Below are 17,735 nucleotides of genomic sequence, written 5' to 3' on the forward strand. Positions count from 1 at the left end.
ATTATATTGGTGCATTCACCTGAACATAACGTGTTTTCAGGTCAATTTCCTGAATTTGCGTATTCACAGGAATACCATAATCAGTCAAACATTGAGCCACTGTTCTTTTCGTCCGTAACCCTGCCTCTGTATTGTCATTGATATAACCAGCTACACTTGCATTCCCAATACAGTCTGCCTGTACAGTTGATAAATTCTCACGAGAATAATTTGGCAAGATTGCTGTCGATGTGATTCGAATGCGTCCTTCAACTTTACCTTGCTGCACGTTGGAATCTTTACTGGCATCTGTACCACGATCTAAATCTGAACCCGGTGTTGCATCTGCATTGGACTCGGCAATATATTTTACTGCTACCTGTGTCACAACGGCTTCACGGGAACTACCAAAGTCTTTTTCTAAATCGCAGAAACCACTTCTATTAGTTTCAGTTGTATCCACAGTTGCCTTTGTGTCATTTCCAGCCGTTGCCAATGGCGGAATTAAAACCGTTACATCCAAAATACTTCCTGTTTGTAATGCTGATGTAGGGCGATAGCAAAAGACATATTCCCTGCCTTGCCTTAAAGGATCCGTCTGATCATTTACTGCTTTACCCACCACTCCCATAATGGAAGTTATATTTTTATAACTGGTCTGATTCAGAAAAAAGTTGGTTGGTGCATCGCTGGTTTGTAGCAGTAATTGCCCAATTTGACTATTTGTTGCAACATTCAAGGATGTCATTGCGGTACGAATAGCAAGAACACCGACTATAGTAATCACAAGTAACATGATTAAAACAACCACTAAGGTTGCGCCGCGTTCATGGTGTTGGAGTTGGTTTTTTCTCATTATTATTCTCCTAAACCATTTCTGAACGTTACAACGGTGCTATAAACTCGACGCGCGAACTTGGTAGTTTGATCATTGACACTTACGCTGTTACTTTCACTTTGATTTAAAATATTAAATTTTTTAGTCAAGTCTATAGATTCGTTACGCGTGTTATCCATAGAACGCACTAACACTGCCAGCTTCACAGAAACAATTCGTGGTGGAACTGCTGGAGTAGCTGCGGCTCTCGCATTTTTTGCTAACACCCGATATTGATTAATCGTGTAATAGGCCATGTTTCCTGTCGCATTTCGAGTGCCTAGCTGAACGGTAAAATGATCTACACGTGGCATAATCAACTCGCCAGCTCCACCAAAACCACTGATTGATGCAGGTTGAGGATTGACACTCGCGGCAGTGCTAGCAGGTGTATTGGCATCACAAGCCAAACCATAATTTGTACCTGTTGTTGCTGTAGCAGGATCACGTCTTAGAAAATAACGCTGAATGACATAATCACCTGCAAAAACCCTGTCACCTTCACAATTAAACATTTCATTAGGCGCAACAAACTGAATGGTTAGTTGATCACTAGATTTATCCACATTGGATAAACCTTGCCATTCATTCGCAACCGAACTGATTGCATCATCAGTGCCAACACTATGACTCAGCAAACCTTTGGAAATAAAAGGTGCAGCAGCAGGTATAGGAATGTTGGCATTAGCAGTAGTGGCGTCTCTTGCAGTTAGTACCACTCCACCCCAGGGTGTCTGTTCATTTAAACTTGGGTTAGCGGTATTAATATAATTTGCCAGACGAATGTCTCGAGCCACATAGTCCAGACCAAAGACACCACTATTTTGTAATTCTGCATTTGCATCTTGCATACGTGAACCAAGCAGTCCACCTAAAAAAAGTTGAACCGCGGCTGCACTAATTAAGAGCCCCAGAATTAATGCCACCATTAATTCAACCAGCGTAAAACCTTTTTGTATTTTAATTCCTGAAGTAGATAGAGCTTTCATTAATACACCTCCATCATTAAACAGCGAGAACCATTCACATAAACGCCTGTCGTTCCCATACAGCTACTTACATTCGCTGCACTAGTCGTTGAACTTAATGAAGTATTTCCCCAGGCAATAAATAAACATTGCCGTTGTCGTGGTGCTGAACCAACTCCAGGACAATTATCCATAGTAATTGTCATTCCAATTTCAAATGCAGACCGGGCCGCCATATAAGCATCATATGTCGCCATCTGTGCAGGGGTACAAGCCGTAGTTGGATTAAAGCACACCGTAGTTGGTACAGTTGGGGTAGTAGTAATATTGGTATAACTTCTAACAGCAGCTGGATAATTATTTTGAGCTAATGGATTAGCCCGCATGTTTTCAGCCAGACCTCTCAAGATCAACATGCCCTGAGAACGATTTAAAGCTTCACCTGAAGCATCTAAAGCGCGTAGTTGTAATATGCTATATCCAAGTACACCAATTGCTAACAAGAGAAGTGCAACCAGTACTTCAATTAACCCTACACCTTTTTGAGATTTATTCATTAACACGTCCCTGAAGTCTGACTAACATTGCCCAATTTGGATACTGTGACCGTTGCCAAAAACGGAGACTTACAAATACTGAATGTTGCTGCACTTGATGCCATCCCAACCTCATTAAACAAGATTGAAGCAGCACTTGTAGATGAAACTGTTATCTGCTTATCAACAGGCACAGAAATAACACGGGTATTTCTCACCTCTTTTTTTTGATCATCTGTTAATACCGCTACTGGAGGAGTACCTGTTGTCGTCGTGTATTCAGGAATAGCTGCTGACGCACATTTATTTCTATCAAAATCAGGATCAGAATTTGTTTTATTTAAACAGACTGCCACTGACGTTTTCATTATTGCAGCCTGTGATTTTGCTTGATTAACACCCACAATCAATTCTCTGGTTGCTGAATTTATTTTTTGTTTAGCAACTAAATTACCAAAAGAGGGAATTGCCCAAGTTGCAATAATCCCCAATACTGCTATCGTGACCATCAGCTCAATTAACGTGAATCCTTGTTCTTTTCTTTGCATACTCCCCCCAAGGCAACAAAACTTTACCCTATTAAAAATAATACCTAACTCATTTACAAATTAAACACGCAAAGAGATAAAAGGCATAAAAAAACAGATAATTACCAAAACGCAATTATCTGTCAATTTTTTAAAATTTTCAGAATGTTAAATCATTCACGCTTTAGGCTTGAGTTACAGGAATACGTAACTCTTTTGGCAAGCTGAAAGTAATATTTTCTTCACGCCCCGCCAGTTCTTGGGGAACTTTTGCACCCCAGTCCTGTAAACGCTGAATCACCTGCTTAATTAAAATCTCGGGTGCAGAAGCTCCAGCCGTCACCCCTATTTTAGTATCCTCATTAAACCAGGCATGATCCAGCTGTTCGGCATTATCAACCAAATAAGCATGTTTACCCATCCGTTCTGCTAGCTCGCGCAAACGGTTTGAATTGGATGAATTTGGTGAACCAACAACTAAAACCACATCGCATTGCATGGCCAGATCGCGGACTGCATCTTGACGGTTTTGGGTGGCATAACAAATATCATCTTTACGTGGCCCTTGAATTTGTGGAAATTTTTCACGTAAAGCATCAATTACTTTTGCTGTATCATCAATAGATAAAGTCGTTTGGGTCACAAAGGCTACTTTTTCAGGATGACGAATTTTTAAAGCAGCAACATCTTCTTCATCTTCGACCAAATATATTGAGCCACCATTTTTAGAGTCATATTGCCCCATGGTTCCTTCAACTTCCGGGTGCCCTTCATGACCGATTAAAATTGCTTCTGTTCCTTCACGTGCATATTTAGTCACTTCAATATGCACCTTGGTGACCAATGGGCAAGTCGCATCAAAGACTTTCAATCCACGACGCTCTGCTTCAATTTGCACAGCCTTGGAAACACCGTGCGCACTAAAAATCACAATATTATCATCTGGCACTTCATCCAGTTCATCGACAAAAATTGCACCACGCTGACGTAAATCATCCACCACAAATTTGTTATGTACCACTTCATGGCGCACATAAATAGGTGGGTTAAAACATTCTAGTGCACGATTAACGATCGCAATTGCTCGGTCGACACCTGCACAAAAACCACGTGGATTGGCCAATACAATTTCCATAAGATCCTCAATGTTCACCCGAAGTTGAGTGGAATAATTTGAAATAAATGCAAACAAACTACGATCAGCTATTTAGTTTGACGCAGGTCTACTCTAAAATAGAGAAGATATTTTATCATATCAGGAAAAATATCATGTCGGGTCTCTTGTTTGTCGTTTCTGCTGCATCAGGAACAGGCAAAACATCCCTCGTTAAAGCCCTTCTTGACCGTGTAACCAATTTGCATGTTTCTGTCTCACACACCACGCGTGGTCAACGCCCAGGTGAACTCGATGGTGTGCATTATCACTTTTCAAAAAAAGAAGATTTTCTTGCTCTAGTTAAGCAAGATGGTTTTATTGAATATGCAGAAGTGTTTGGCAATTATTACGGGACTGCTCAAGCCACAGTAAAACAGCAGCTGGCTAAAGGTCATGATGTTTTACTTGAAATTGATTGGCAAGGTGCAGCACAGGTTCGCAAACTTTTTCCTGAATCACGTCAAATCTTTATTCTTCCTCCTAGCCAGTTTGATTTACGTCAAAGATTGTCTAATCGTGGCACCGATTCAGTCGAAGTGATTGAACGCCGCCTAAGCTGTGCAGTTGAAGACATGCAGCAATACAGCAACTTTGATTACATCATTATTAATGATGATTTCAACAAGGCGCTACATGATCTGGAATGTGTCATTATTGCCAACCGGCTGGAATTAGCACAGCAAGCTACACGCCATCAGGAACTGATTCAAAAATTAATTACTCCGATTGAACCGTGATTAAAACTTGAGTCTGCAGGCAAAGCATTTTATACTGCCCAGTCTGTTCAAATTTAATATTCAAACGAGAATTCTTATGGCACGCGTAACCGTTGAAGATTGTTTAGACCATGTAGACAACCGCTTTGAGCTTGTACTAGTGGCAAGCAAACGCGCGCGTCAATTGGCACGTCAAGGTATCGAACCAACTGTAGAGTGGGATAACGACAAACCGACTGTAGTCGCTTTACGTGAAATTGCAGTAGGTCATGTCTCTAAAGATATTTTGAAACAGCGTGATCAAGACTATCAAACGTCTAGCCTTGACCTTGCACTTTCTGCAAATAATTTGAATTTAGATGGTTTTTCTTTTCAATAAGAAAAAATCTACAAAAAAGCCTAGTTTTGACTAGGCTTTTTTTATTGCACAACTTTTATATTTGGCGAATAACCGTTATAACATAAGATTAAAGGTACGTTTTTTAAGATGTATCTTTTTTGCTTTTTTTAAATGAAAAAATTGACAAGTCATGCAATATGTTTTTCATTAAAGCTGTAGCGATTTAAATTGTAGAAACTGAAGTAGTAGGTGTTATATGCCAGGCCCACAGGTCAGCCAAGCCAAACAACAGCTCAAAATCATTATCGACGCTTACCTAAGTGAAAGCGATGTCGAGCGTGTACTTATGGCCTGTGATTATGCCGATATTGCCCATGACGGGGTAACACGCAAAAGTGGTGAACCTTATATCCTGCACCCGATTGCCGTCAGTAGTATTCTGTCTCATATGCGTCTGGATGCCGAAACCCTGATGGCCGCCCTGTTGCATGACGTGATTGAAGATACGGAATTCGACAAGGATGACATTACTGAAAAATTTGGCCGCACAGTTGCCGAACTGGTCGATGGAGTCACCAAGCTCAGCCATTCCAGTGATAAAGAATACAATAAAGCCGCCTCCTTCCGTAAAATTCTGCAAGCCACCCTACAAGACCCGCGTGTCATTATTATTAAACTGGCGGATCGCTATCACAATATGACCACACTAGGTTCATTACGCCCAGATAAACGTCAGCGTATCGCCCAGGAAACCTTTGATATTTTTGTGCCTATGGCACGTATTGTCGGTATGAATGAAATGGCCGACAACCTGGAACATCTCTGTTATCAAAATCTTGATCTGGATATGTTTAATAATGTACAAGACGCATTATTACAAACCAAACCAAAACGTTGTGAATACCAGAGCATCTGGGAAAGAAACCTAACCCAGTTGCTGCAGCAACACCAGATTAGTGGTCGAATTAAAAAGAAAAATAACAATATTGAATTACTGCGTCACTTTGTAAAAAATGACATTGATCTACAAGAACTCACTCATAGCCATGCTTTCGAAATTATCCTGCAAAGTATTGCTGACTGTGACCGTCTGGCTGAAATCCTGCGTGAAAACTTCCAGATTCTGCATTATGAAGATCATATTCGTCGTCCTTTACCGGGTGGCAACCAGTCATTAATGATGCGACTAAAAGGTGAGAAAACCACGCTATCACTAACTATTCAGACTGAGCTGATGCGTAAGGCCGCCCGCTTTGGTGTAGTTTTGGGTGAAAATGCCCCGCAAGCCTGCCGTTCAGCCATCCAAGCGTCTATGCAAAACCTGAACGTACTGATTGATGGTGCTTGCGCCAAAACCACATTTAGTGATCTGCTGGATTATTTACATCAGGAAAAAATCTGGGTGTATACCCCGCATGGTCATTTACATGAATTACCTCAAGGTGCCACTGCAGTTGATTTTGCCTATTCCGCCAGCCTGTTCTTAGGTAATCATGCTGTAGGCGCAAAAGTGAATGGTGAAACCAAACCACTTTCCACGCCTCTACTTAGTGGACAAGTGGTTGAAATTATTACCGATGTATTAGCCACCCCAAATCCTGACTGGCTTAGCTTCATTAATACCCAAAAAGCACGGCGCGCGATACAAAACATTTTGCGTGATCAAGATATTGAAGAACAGCAACTGGTCGGTCAACAGGCACTCAATCGCGCCTTGAAACTATTTAACCGCTCCATCAAAGACTTAACCGATGCAGACTGGATGGATATCCTGCAATGGCGACACATCGAATCTAAAGAACAGCTGTTTGAACAAATTGCTGTAGGTGACCTGTTGCCACAACTGGTCGCCAATCACCTGTTTGCACAAGGACAAAGCCTGGATACGCAATCCTCTACCCGTCTGATTCAAGGCACTGAAGGTGTAGATGTCAAATATGCCCATTGTTGTAATCCGGTACTTGGAGATCCAATTCAGGGGCATCTTTCGCGTCGTGGCTTAATTGTGCATCGTGCACGCTGTCACAATCTGTTGCATGAACAGCATTTACACCCAGAAAATATTATGCCGCTGCATTGGACATCTGAAGATGTCAATGACATCAGTTTTACCGCCTATTTAAGCATTGATATGGAAATGAGTGATGAACAGATTTCCGATCTGATTTATCAATGCCGTAAGGAAAAAACCGGGGTGGAAATGGTGCATAATCATGAAGGCAAAACCTACGTCAATATTGTGGTGCATAACCGCAAGCAGATTGCGCAGATTATTCGTGACTTACGCATGCACTTTGGTTTTCCACGCATTGCACGTCTAGCCCAATCTATCAATATTGCTGAAACATCAAAAGCCAGTTAGTTCAAACAAAAGTCACTTTTTTTGAATAATGTGCGCTATGATGCAAACAGATAATACAAGGAGAAATCGATGTCCCGCCAAGTCATTCATACTGAAAATGCACCTGCAGCTATTGGTACATATTCTCAAGCGATTTTAGTTGGAAACACCCTGTACCTTTCAGGTCAAATTGGCTTAGATCCTTACAGTATGGAATTGGTTGACGGTATTGAGGCACAAATTCGCCGTGTATTTGATAATTTAAAAGCCGTTTGTGAAGCAGCAGGCGGCGCATTGGCCGATATTGCCAAATTGAATATTTTCCTGACCGATCTTTCGCATTTCCAGCTGGTCAACCAGATTATGGGCGAATACTTTGCACAGCCTTATCCTGCACGTGCAGCATTGGGCGTCGCCAGCCTACCTAAAGGTGCTTTAGTGGAAATGGATGGTGTGGTAATTATTAATAAATAAATCATATAGTTGAATATTTGATTAAAATACCACCGATCAGGTGGTATTTTTTTATTCAAAAACTCAATGACAATAAATGATATTTCAAATGAATTTCATTGACAAACGATAATAATTATCAATAATATCACTTATCCCATTTCACTCTTCTAGTGGCGAGTTCAAATGTACGTTTGCTTATGTCGCGGTATTACAGATCAAGATATTAAAGATGCCGTTGCCAATGGCGCTGAAAGCTATCGTGAAATTCGAGATTTACTCGATTTAGGAACCTGCTGTGGTCGTTGTGCTCCTGAAGCGCGTGCCATCATTAGTGAAGAACTTTCTGAAATTGCAGCACGTATCTCAATTGCCGCTTAAACCCATAACCATAACGATAAAAGTTTTTAATGATCGAAAGATCATTCTCCTCCCCCGCTTATGACTCTAAGCGGGTTTTTTCTTGCTCCACCTATCGACAAGAACTGAATCCTTCTTGATTGCGATTTTCATTTGCTGTTCAATAAATTACTCGCCATTAACCAGCTTGTTGTTTAAGATAATTAAATGACTTTTTGGATTGCCTAACAACGCGTTAAGGCAGAAATTGTTTATGGAGTACTTACAATGAAAGGCAATCGTGATGTAATTAATCAGTTAAATCAGGTGCTTTATCATCATTTAACCGCCATTAATCAATATTTCCTGCATTCGCGCATGTTTAATGATTGGGGTATTGAGCAACTGGGTTCGGCAGAATACAAAGAATCCATTCGCCAAATGAAACATGCCGATAAAATCATTGAACGGATTTTATTTTTAGAAGGCTTGCCCAATCTGCAGCATTTAGGCAAGTTATATATTGGCCAACATACTGTTGAAGTATTGAATTGTGACGTTCGTAAAGTGAAAGAAAATATTGAAGTGATACAAAAAGCTGTCACTTTGGCTGAACAGGAAATGGATTATGTGACCCGTGACCTGGTTCAGGAAATTCTGGAAAAAGAAGAAGAGTATTTGGACTGGACCACAACACAGCTTGATCTGGTTGAAAAAGTTGGTATAGAAAATTACATTCAAAGCCAAATCTGATCCTAAAAAAGCCAGTCAATTGACTGGCTTTTTTATTATAGAGGCTATTTTTCAGAAGCGGGCTGTGCCAATGAAGCATATTTCACATTCATTTTACCTAATGTTTTCAGCAACCAAAGCTGATGTTTAGCTTCCTGTTCATAACCATTAAAAGCAAGAACTTTGGCATATTTCAGCAGATCATATTTTGTCGGATAGTTCAGCACCATTTCCCGAATCTCTGCGAGTTGCGCTGCATTCACCTTGGTATAAGGATCCATCCGAATCCACTCAATTCGGCGGTTAAACTCTTCCAGCAGATAAATCCGATCCTGATTGGTGATTTTTTCCGGTGTTTTTTCATAGCGCATGGTTTGATTCAATTTAGGAACCATCACCGAATAATCTCGCACAATCAACATCAGCAAAACCAAGGCGATTGCAAAGGTCACACGCATATAATTAGGTGAAAGCTCTATCGTTTTGATTTTGCTTTGTTGAGACTGCACCAGCCCTAAAATAAAGCCGACTGGTAACAGGAAATAAGCATAATATTGAGGAAATTCCAGCATGGCATGCACCAGCACGGCACCTATCATCAATATGCCAATTACAGATTCAACTGAATTGACATGCTTATTCAGCTGATATCCCCAATAGCTAAAGTAAGCCAGCAAAGGAAGACCGATAATCAAACCATTCCAAAGGATAAAATCCAGAATAAAATTATGGGCGCTACGAACCCACACTGGCCCCTGTACATGATCACTCACCAATGCATAGGCAACACTGGTTTGATTCCATCCATAGCCCAGCCATGGACGATCAATAATGCCATGCAGCATCTGATTCCAGATTGCGAGACGAGACATATCCCCTGTGGCACGTCTTGCGATATCTACAGACTTGATCTGCGTGTCCAATAATTGGGTTAAATAGCTTCCAATGATCGGTAATATGAAGACTAAGCCTATAAATACGGCCAACCATGCCGCTAGGTAATGCCATTTGATCTGGATATAGCCTTTAAATTGTTGATAGGCGAGATAAACCAGAATAAATACACATGCGACCCATGAGGTTCGAGATTGGCTTAAGGCCACACTAATCAACATCATGGATGCAGCAGCTACCAACCACTTGGTTTGAACTTTTTTGGTTTCATATAGATATAAACATGCCAACATAGACATGAGCAAAAAAGTAGCCATATTATTGGGCTGGGCAAAATTGGCATAGGGACGTACAGCGCGTTGCATATCTACCATACCTGGGATATATGCATCCAGCGTGAGCCATTGGCAAATAGCAATAACACCCGTCGCTGTTCCAGCCATGAGAAAAACATAGCTGAGCCCGGTAAAAATCTCTTCACGATCTGCTTTTTCTACAGACAAGTTATAGCCAATCACTATACTCAGCCAAAATCCGAACACAAAGAGCGTGCTGGTGAAAGCTTTATCAAAGAAAAATAGCTCGCCAGCTAAGTATTGAATCAATGGAATAATGGCCAACAGCAATAAGGGTAAACTGATGACAGGTAATTTAATTTTGTCTTTTAAATAAATGGCAGCCAAGGCAAATAATGATAAAAAGGCAAACAGTTCACCGGTGTAGGTGACCCAAGGCCTGTAATGGACAGGAAGCAGCCAGGCCAGCGAGATAAACACACAGGCTAAGAGAAGTAAAAGGAATTTCATGACAACATGCACAAAAGAGACTGCTTATATGATAAAGAAAAATAATCCTAAAAAAAAATAAGATGTAGATTATTCAAATAGAATTATTCTGTTGGATTCAATATAATTAAAAAATAATTTTATTTTTCATATCCATATGAATAAGAAAAAAATTCTGATTGTCACTCGCAACCTGCCACCACTTATTGGAGGTATGGAGCGCCTGAATTGGCATATTGCAGATGAACTCAGTCAAGATAACGATGTAATACTGCTTAGTCATACAGAAGCCAAACAATCAGCCCCTAAAGACTGTGATTTTTATGGAGTCTCACTTAATCCACTAGCATTATTTTTAATATTGGCTTTTTTCAAAACTTTTTTAATTTGTCTTAGACACAAACCTGACGTGCTATTTGCAGGTAGTGGATTAACTGCACCCATCACTGTATTTTGGGCAAAGGTTTTTAGAAAAAAAAGCATCATTTATATCCATGGACTAGATATTGCAACAAACCAGCCTGTTTATAATTTAATTTGGATTCCTTTTATTCGCCATGCAGATAACGTTGTTGCCAACAGTTCACCTACTTACAATATTTGTATTAACAAAGGCATCGAATCTTCAAAATTAAATATCATTCATCCAGGGGTAGATTATCCGCCTAAATCTAAAAAACAAGCTTCAATTTATCAAATAAAAAACCAATATCATTTATACAATCATAAAATTTTAATATCTGTTGGCCGACTCACACAACGTAAAGGTATGAATGAATTTGTGGATTTATGCTTACCACATATTGTTAAAGAAGCACCTAATACCAAATTAGTGATTATTGGTGACACCCCACAAAACTCACTAAATAAAAACCTGCAAAGTAAGGAACTTATTCTCAGCACGGCAAAAAAACATGGTATTGACGATAAAATTATTTTTGTAGGAAATATTTCTAATGATGAAGTATTGTCTTGTTGGTATTATTTAGCTGATATTCATGTATTTCCAGTCAAACATATCCCAAATGACCCAGAAGGTTTTGGTATGGTCGCGATTGAAGCCGCAGCCCACGGAACACCCACCGTTGCATTTGCCACTGGCGGTGTGATTGATGCTGTAAAAAATAATCAAAGCGGGTATTTGATTGAAGCTGAAAATTATTCAGAGTTGAGTACCACAATATCAAAAGTACTCAATCTAGATTTGACGACATCATCATCCAATTGTGAAAAGTTTGCTCAGCAATTTGGCTGGATCAATATTAAAGACAAGTTAAATCAGTTGCTTTAAATATCCATCAAAGCCCATTAATGTATCCTGCCAGTCAAGTATCGGCAGATCTTGCTGCTGAGTACTTTCTAGTTGAAAAATGATCTTATCAGCCAAATCTTGGGCATCACCCGTACAATATAATTGCTTAGGCTTTTGATCCAGAAGAAACTTCATGTCACCAATAGCAGATGAAACAATTTTTAATTTACATGCCAACATTTCATATGCTTTTTGCGGAAAACAGTATTGACCAAACTCATCATCTGGAATACATAATACCCCCACATCCAGCGCCTGAAATAACGTAACAACATCATGATGAGGCAACAACCCTAGGTAAATCACCCGATCATCATCTGGCAATTTTGTACTATCTTCAGTAGGTCCAGCTAAAATTAAACAGGCTTGATCATTTTTCTTTTTTAAAATCTCCCAAGCTCCAAACAAATCTGCTATACCTTTCATTTTTGTTAGGCCTCCTGCAGTTCCAATCAAAGGTTGATTTAGAGGTAAACTCAATTTTTTTCGAGCTAAAGTTTTATCACCACTTTTAAATATTTTTTTATCAATAACACTTGGCATTGGATAAACATTTAAAACATCCGGATATTGTTTTCTAATTTTTTCAGCCAAACTATAACTTGTTGTAGAAACCAATTTTGCAGATGATAACGCCCGATGAAATAAAAATTTCATAAAGGGTATCTTAGCTTGTCCATAAGCTTCAAAATTATCATAAAGGTCTGCAACAAAAGGTATCTCCAGTTTTTTGGCAAGCCATTCACCCATAATAATATGAGGAATATCGGATGCAGCTATAATAATGTCTGGCTTATTCTTGGATAGTAATTCTAATAAATAGAATGGGTATGAAAGTATAAATGCTTTACTTAATCCGATATAAGATTTTGAGTGCCATTTTAATTTTTTGACTTCATCACACTCACTCCAGACTCCATTTGCATGAGACTGGTAGCTTAAACAATAACAATCTACATCATGTCCAATTCTAGAAAGTTGATTGGGGATCTCATACAAACGAGCATATTTATCCAAAATCACATCTTTCGACATATATTTACGTTTGCATAAGAATGCTATTTTCAATTATTTTCTCTCTAAAATTTTATCTACAGCGTTTAAAGCAGCCCCTACAACCTGATCCATATTGTAGTAACGATATTCAGCTAGACGTCCAACAAAAGTTACATTTTCTTCAGAATCTGCTAAGGCGCGATACCTTTTAAATAGGGTTTCATTTTCATCCCGAGGAATTGGGTAGTACGGGTCTCCCTCAGAGGTAGGGTACTCCCGAACAATTGAAGTAGATGTATGCGTCTGTCCTGTTAAATGCTTAAACTCCGTAATACGGGTAAAATCATAATCATTGGGATAATTTACTGTACCAACAGATTGAAAGCTTTCTTGATTTTCTAAATGCTCATGCTCAAATCTTAAGGAGCGATATGGTAGTTGCCCAAATTTAAAATCATAAAATGCATCAATTGGGCCTGTATATACAATATGATCGAAGCTTTGATCTTCACTTAATACATCTTTAAATTCAGTAGATAATTGTATTGTGATATTTGGATGATTTAATAAGTTTTTAAACATTACAGTATAACCATGCAATGGCATAGCCTGAAATGCATCAGTAAAATATCGATCATCAGTATTGGTACGCGTAGGAATTCGTGCTGCAACTCCCGCTTTTAATTGAGATGGATCTAATCCCCATTGTTTTTTGGTGTAGTTTAAAAAGAATTTTTCGTATAAATCACGTCCAACCGAATTTAAAACCACATCCTCACTTGTTTTTACAGATTCTCTAGGCTCACGTACTTTTTCAAAATATTCAGCTGCTTGATCTTCATTTAAATCCAGATCATATAGTTGATTGAGTGTATCCCTATTAATTGGAAATGGATATTCTTTACCATCGACTATGCCACGCACTCGATGTTCATATTGATACCATTCTGTATATTTTGAAAGATAGTTAAAAATCCGTTCGCTATTTGTATGGAAAATATGCGGTCCGTACTGATGGATTAAAATGCCATGTTCATCTTCTACATCAAAGGCATTCCCAGCAATATGATCTCTACGATCTACAATAAGAATTTGATGTCCTGCTTCTGCGAGTTCACGAGCACATACTGAACCAGCAAACCCCGCTCCAACGATTAAAAAATTCATTATTTATATAAGTTCCCTTTTTTCATGGAGTTTTCCACCATTTAAAAATACACCATCATATAAACCCCAAAAATATGCTTTCATTTGTTGGCATTTATTTTTTTCATTTAGTAATGAAATGAAAAATCTGAATATTAAACTTGGTAGAGTCTGAGAATAAAGTCTAAAACCGAAATATTTCTTAGCGATAAAAATACGATTGCGTGTATCGTAATATCTTTTCCATGATGGTAAAGACACATAATTTATTTTTTTTCCTAGAAATCTATATTCTTGATATTCTGCTTTAGGATGATCAATAACGCTTTGCCCACATATAAAAATTTTATATCCTGATTTTTGAGCACGTATACAATATTCTGTATCATCTGCAGAAATAAAATATTTTGAATCTGGTAAACCAATATCTTGATAAATTTCTTTACTCGTTAAGAAGCCTAAAAAAGGTAAAGATTGAACTTCTGCTAATTTGGGAATCTCACATTTAAAATTTACTTTTTTATTTTCTTTTAATAAAGTCGTATTCCATGCCGTATATTCACCATTAACAGCAAGTGATCCATAAATATGATTTGGTGTTGCAAATTTCATTAGTTCTTCTAGTGCTGTTTGATGAGGAATCGCATCATCATCCATCATCCATACATAATCTGCACCACCATCAAAAGCATATTTCATACCAGCAGAAAAACCACCTGCACCACCTGTATTTTCTTTCAATGCAATGAGCTGAATATTTGCATTTGCTAGCCACCCCTTTTCTTGTAAGATCTCAATTGTTCCGTCAGTAGAAGCATTATCAATAATCAAGATTTTTGATGATTGTTGTGTTTGTGATAATAATGCTTGCAAGCATTGCAATAGTAATTCTTTACGATTAAAGGTTACAATAAGAGCTGTAATTTCCATTAATATTTTACTCAAAAAATTTGGTATTATCGCTATATCTAATAATAATTGGAACGTAATAGTTTTTTTAATTTATAACCAAATACGTATTTTAATGAGGGAAATTTTGCAGGATGAGAACGATGGGTAATTTTTCCATAGCGAAGTACAAAAATAAACATAGAAAAGCTGAAATAACTAGTAAACCACAGATCCCATGCTTGTTTGGCCATAATGACAAAGTCTTGATGCTTGCTTGGAATAGATGAAAAGACTTCTAGTATTTGCCTATCAGTTGCTAATATTTTTTCTTTTGCGCCTGTTATATTTCCCCTAACATGAAATGTTGTTGAATCCCTATGCTGACGCCAATCTACCAAAACCTCATCTAAATATGAAATATGGCCATATTCCGCTGCAAGATAAGCAATAATCCAATCTATATAAGGTGCTGCATCTAATTTATCTGTGAGATCAAGTAATTGTTTTCGAAATAACATAGCATGACCACATATAGATGTACAAAACACAACTTGCCTCGAATCTCTTCCAGTAATCATATGAACCGTATCAGAAAGTTTAATTCCTAATGGTTGGCTCTGTTGATCAACAAATCTACTATCACAATAAACAAGAGCAGCATCCCCCATTATATCAGCGAGACGGCGAGTTTTTTCAGGATACCAAATATCATCTTGATCACATGGTGATATTAGTTCTCCCTTACAAGCTCTAAATACACGGATAAAATTTTTTACATATCCTATATTTGTATCACGTGGTAATAATCTGATGCGACTGTCTTTTTGAGCATATTTTTGTAATATTTCCCAAGTCCCATCCTGAGAACAATCATCAGAAATAACTATCTCTAAATTGGGGTAATCTTGAAGCAATAAAGAGTCCATTTGTTGTGCAATAAACTTTTCTCCATTGTAAGTAGCCAATGCTATGGAAATGAGTGGTTCACTCATTATAATCTCCTAAATTCGTATAACTTTAATTATACGCTTTACTTAATACAATTCTGATAATTGAATTCATAGTAAGCTAATAAAATTATTTTTTAATTTCTTTCATCTTCGAATACTTATAATTATGCACTACTTGGTCTGCCCCTATTTTTTTCAATTACAACAATATTGAATGGTGAAAATAGCTCAACAGATAATATTTTTAGATTCATGTAATCCTCTAACCAGTAAATTGTGTGTCAAATACATGATAGTGTAAACCACAATTCTCTTTATTTTTCCTAGATTTTTTCAAAAGCTTCTATATCACCTGCATCAAGATCTCTTGACAAATCATGTAATTTTAAAATTTCATCCAAATGGGTTAAATCTCTCTCATCTATATCTTCATTATTAAAATCATTGATTAAATACTCCAATGTGGTTACAGAACGGAAATGATCGAAAGTGCCATCTTTATGTGGAACAACTAACACTAAAATTCCATCTTGCTTTAATACACGCCCCTACCCCAATAAGCTTTGTATAGGCTTGGCTAAATGCTCAATACAATAAGATGATAGAAGAAAATCATAAGATAAATCTTGTACAAATTCCAAATTACTTGCTTCACCAACATACTGATAACCAGATTCAACTCTACCTTTCATTTTAAATATACTAATAGGCCCTCCAATTTCCAAACCGACTCCATTCTCAAAAAAAAACCTCTATACTTTGAAAAATATCAAAGCCTACATGAAAAATAACAATGATATTATCTAAATAAAACCTATAATAACCCTTAGCAACCTTCTGCATGCAACTTTATATAATTTTTTAAAGATAAAATAAATACTCATCACCTAAAAAATTAAGTTTTTTTAAAAAGCATTCTTACCCCATCTTTCAACCCTTTCAAAGTTTGAATTAAATATTTAAATCTAAAACTCTTCATAAAAATAAACAAATAAACACTATGTACTAATTGCAAATATATTTGTTTAAATGAATACCTATATGGTATATGTCTCTCTTTTAATAAATATATACTATTTCTAACCATATAATACCTCCTTACAGAAGAATGTATTCTTTTCACTTTACCATTAATTATACATTCTTCACCTATATTATGATTTATAGATAAATTCTTATCAATATATATAGAAAAACCTTTTTCATATACCCTAAAACCCCACTCTATATCAACATAATCTATAAAATATTCATCCTTCATAAAACCAATCTCAGATAATTTTTTTAATTTTATTAATGAACCTGATGAAATAACATATTGTGCTTTTATAATTTTTTCACTTAAAATCATCGGATTTACAATAGAAAAATTAGGTAATCTTACACCATAATAACACCCTCTATTAGAATCAAAATGTAATGGACCCAGTGCAACAATGTTATTATCTAAGTTTTTATCAATACTAAGAAAGCTATCTATTATATTTTTAAAAAAATATTCACTTATATCTGAATCTTGATCTAACAAAACTGCAAAATCAAAATTCTCACTAATAGCCTGCTTTAAACCATAATTATGAGCTGTAGCAATCCCAAAGTTTTTCTCTAAAAATATTATATTTAATCCTAGATTAACAAAATCTTCTTTATTAGAAGAGTTATTATCAACATATATAGTATATACATTTTCCTTTTTTAATTTATTAGAAGTTCTTTTAAGTTCAATAATATTTGGATTAAATAATACAACTATACAGCAAACGTTATAATTATTTATCATAATAACTCAACATCCTA

Annotated in this window: 19 protein-coding genes; 7 read left to right on the forward strand and 12 right to left on the reverse strand. The window is 37.2% G+C overall.

The annotated features are described in order from the left end of the window. Position 1 precedes the first annotated feature (1 nt). From FB6_RS01385 to ispH, 5 genes are all read right to left on the reverse strand, one after another. Positions 2 to 835, reverse strand: a complete 834-nt coding sequence (locus FB6_RS01385; protein WP_174558287.1) for a PilX N-terminal domain-containing pilus assembly protein — start codon at positions 833 to 835, stop codon at positions 2 to 4. 2 nt (positions 836 to 837) lie between these two features. Next, positions 838 to 1,845, reverse strand: coding sequence for a PilW family protein (locus tag FB6_RS01390; RefSeq protein WP_174558288.1), 1,008 nt, complete (start codon positions 1,843 to 1,845; stop codon positions 838 to 840). Continuing rightward, positions 1,845 to 2,381, reverse strand: a complete 537-nt coding sequence (pilV, locus tag FB6_RS01395; protein ID WP_174558289.1) for a type IV pilus modification protein PilV — start codon at positions 2,379 to 2,381, stop codon at positions 1,845 to 1,847. The genes FB6_RS01390 and pilV overlap by 1 nt, the downstream gene beginning before the upstream one ends. After that, complete coding sequence (locus tag FB6_RS01400; protein ID WP_174558290.1) at positions 2,381 to 2,908, reverse strand: GspH/FimT family pseudopilin; 528 nt, start codon at positions 2,906 to 2,908, stop codon at positions 2,381 to 2,383. The genes pilV and FB6_RS01400 overlap by 1 nt, the downstream gene beginning before the upstream one ends. A 163-nt stretch (positions 2,909 to 3,071) precedes the next feature. Further along, positions 3,072 to 4,022: a 4-hydroxy-3-methylbut-2-enyl diphosphate reductase gene (gene ispH / locus FB6_RS01405; protein ID WP_174558291.1), complete on the reverse strand. Its 951-nt coding sequence runs from the start codon at positions 4,020 to 4,022 to the stop codon at positions 3,072 to 3,074. Positions 4,023 to 4,156: 134 nt separating this feature from the next. Between ispH and gmk the strand changes: the two genes are divergently transcribed. The 6 genes from gmk (at position 4,157) to bfr (ending at position 8,985) form a co-directional block, all read left to right on the forward strand. Then, positions 4,157 to 4,780 carry a guanylate kinase gene (gmk, locus tag FB6_RS01410; RefSeq protein WP_174558292.1) on the forward strand — a complete coding sequence of 208 codons (624 nt, stop codon included), beginning with the start codon at positions 4,157 to 4,159 and terminating at the stop codon, positions 4,778 to 4,780. Between the two features lie 76 nt (positions 4,781 to 4,856). After that, on the forward strand, positions 4,857 to 5,138 hold the full coding sequence (gene rpoZ / locus FB6_RS01415; protein ID WP_004896248.1) for a DNA-directed RNA polymerase subunit omega: 282 nt from the start codon (positions 4,857 to 4,859) through the stop codon (positions 5,136 to 5,138). A gap of 217 nt (positions 5,139 to 5,355) precedes the next feature. Then, complete coding sequence (locus FB6_RS01420; protein WP_174558293.1) at positions 5,356 to 7,461, forward strand: RelA/SpoT family protein; 2,106 nt, start codon at positions 5,356 to 5,358, stop codon at positions 7,459 to 7,461. Between the two features lie 69 nt (positions 7,462 to 7,530). Next, the gene (locus FB6_RS01425; protein WP_174558294.1) at positions 7,531 to 7,914 is read left to right on the forward strand and encodes a RidA family protein; all 384 of its coding nucleotides are present in this window, start codon (positions 7,531 to 7,533) and stop codon (positions 7,912 to 7,914) included. A 165-nt stretch (positions 7,915 to 8,079) separates the two neighbouring features. Further along, a complete protein-coding gene (locus FB6_RS01430; RefSeq protein WP_131268380.1) occupies positions 8,080 to 8,274 on the forward strand; it encodes a bacterioferritin-associated ferredoxin in 195 nt (64 codons plus the stop codon). Between the two features lie 246 nt (positions 8,275 to 8,520). Further along, the gene (gene bfr / locus FB6_RS01435) at positions 8,521 to 8,985 is read left to right on the forward strand and encodes a heteropolymeric bacterioferritin subunit Bfr (RefSeq protein WP_174558295.1); all 465 of its coding nucleotides are present in this window, start codon (positions 8,521 to 8,523) and stop codon (positions 8,983 to 8,985) included. A gap of 44 nt (positions 8,986 to 9,029) precedes the next feature. Here bfr and FB6_RS01440 read toward each other — a convergent pair whose 3' ends face one another. After that, positions 9,030 to 10,664 carry a PglL family O-oligosaccharyltransferase gene (locus tag FB6_RS01440; protein WP_174558296.1) on the reverse strand — a complete coding sequence of 545 codons (1,635 nt, stop codon included), beginning with the start codon at positions 10,662 to 10,664 and terminating at the stop codon, positions 9,030 to 9,032. A 136-nt stretch (positions 10,665 to 10,800) separates the two neighbouring features. Here FB6_RS01440 and FB6_RS01445 point away from each other — a divergent pair, with 136 nt between their 5' ends. Then, on the forward strand, positions 10,801 to 11,934 hold the full coding sequence (locus tag FB6_RS01445; RefSeq protein ID WP_174558297.1) for a glycosyltransferase family 4 protein: 1,134 nt from the start codon (positions 10,801 to 10,803) through the stop codon (positions 11,932 to 11,934). Here FB6_RS01445 and FB6_RS01450 read toward each other — a convergent pair. From FB6_RS01450 to FB6_RS01475, 6 genes are all read right to left on the reverse strand, one after another. Beyond that, the gene (locus FB6_RS01450) at positions 11,917 to 12,990 is read right to left on the reverse strand and encodes a glycosyltransferase (RefSeq protein WP_254592177.1); all 1,074 of its coding nucleotides are present in this window, start codon (positions 12,988 to 12,990) and stop codon (positions 11,917 to 11,919) included. The two genes, FB6_RS01445 and FB6_RS01450, sit on opposite strands and share 18 nt — an antisense overlap. Before the next feature lie 33 nt (positions 12,991 to 13,023). Beyond that, positions 13,024 to 14,118 (reverse strand): UDP-galactopyranose mutase, encoded by a 1,095-nt coding sequence (glf, locus tag FB6_RS01455; protein ID WP_174558299.1) that lies wholly within the window; start codon positions 14,116 to 14,118, stop codon positions 13,024 to 13,026. 3 nt (positions 14,119 to 14,121) lie between these two features. After that, on the reverse strand, positions 14,122 to 15,027 hold the full coding sequence (locus FB6_RS01460) for a glycosyltransferase (RefSeq protein WP_174558300.1): 906 nt from the start codon (positions 15,025 to 15,027) through the stop codon (positions 14,122 to 14,124). Positions 15,028 to 15,065: 38 nt separating this feature from the next. Further along, the gene (locus tag FB6_RS01465) at positions 15,066 to 15,980 is read right to left on the reverse strand and encodes a glycosyltransferase (protein ID WP_174558301.1); all 915 of its coding nucleotides are present in this window, start codon (positions 15,978 to 15,980) and stop codon (positions 15,066 to 15,068) included. A gap of 281 nt (positions 15,981 to 16,261) precedes the next feature. Then, on the reverse strand, positions 16,262 to 16,456 hold the full coding sequence (locus FB6_RS01470; protein WP_174558302.1) for a hypothetical protein: 195 nt from the start codon (positions 16,454 to 16,456) through the stop codon (positions 16,262 to 16,264). 377 nt (positions 16,457 to 16,833) lie between these two features. Beyond that, positions 16,834 to 17,718: a glycosyltransferase family 2 protein gene (locus tag FB6_RS01475; RefSeq protein ID WP_174558303.1), complete on the reverse strand. Its 885-nt coding sequence runs from the start codon at positions 17,716 to 17,718 to the stop codon at positions 16,834 to 16,836. Positions 17,719 to 17,735: the final 17 nt, after the last annotated feature.

Origin of the sequence: Acinetobacter bouvetii (genome assembly GCF_902753875.1) — a bacterium.
In the GTDB taxonomy this organism is placed as follows: Bacteria; Pseudomonadota; Gammaproteobacteria; order Pseudomonadales; family Moraxellaceae; genus Acinetobacter; species Acinetobacter bouvetii_A.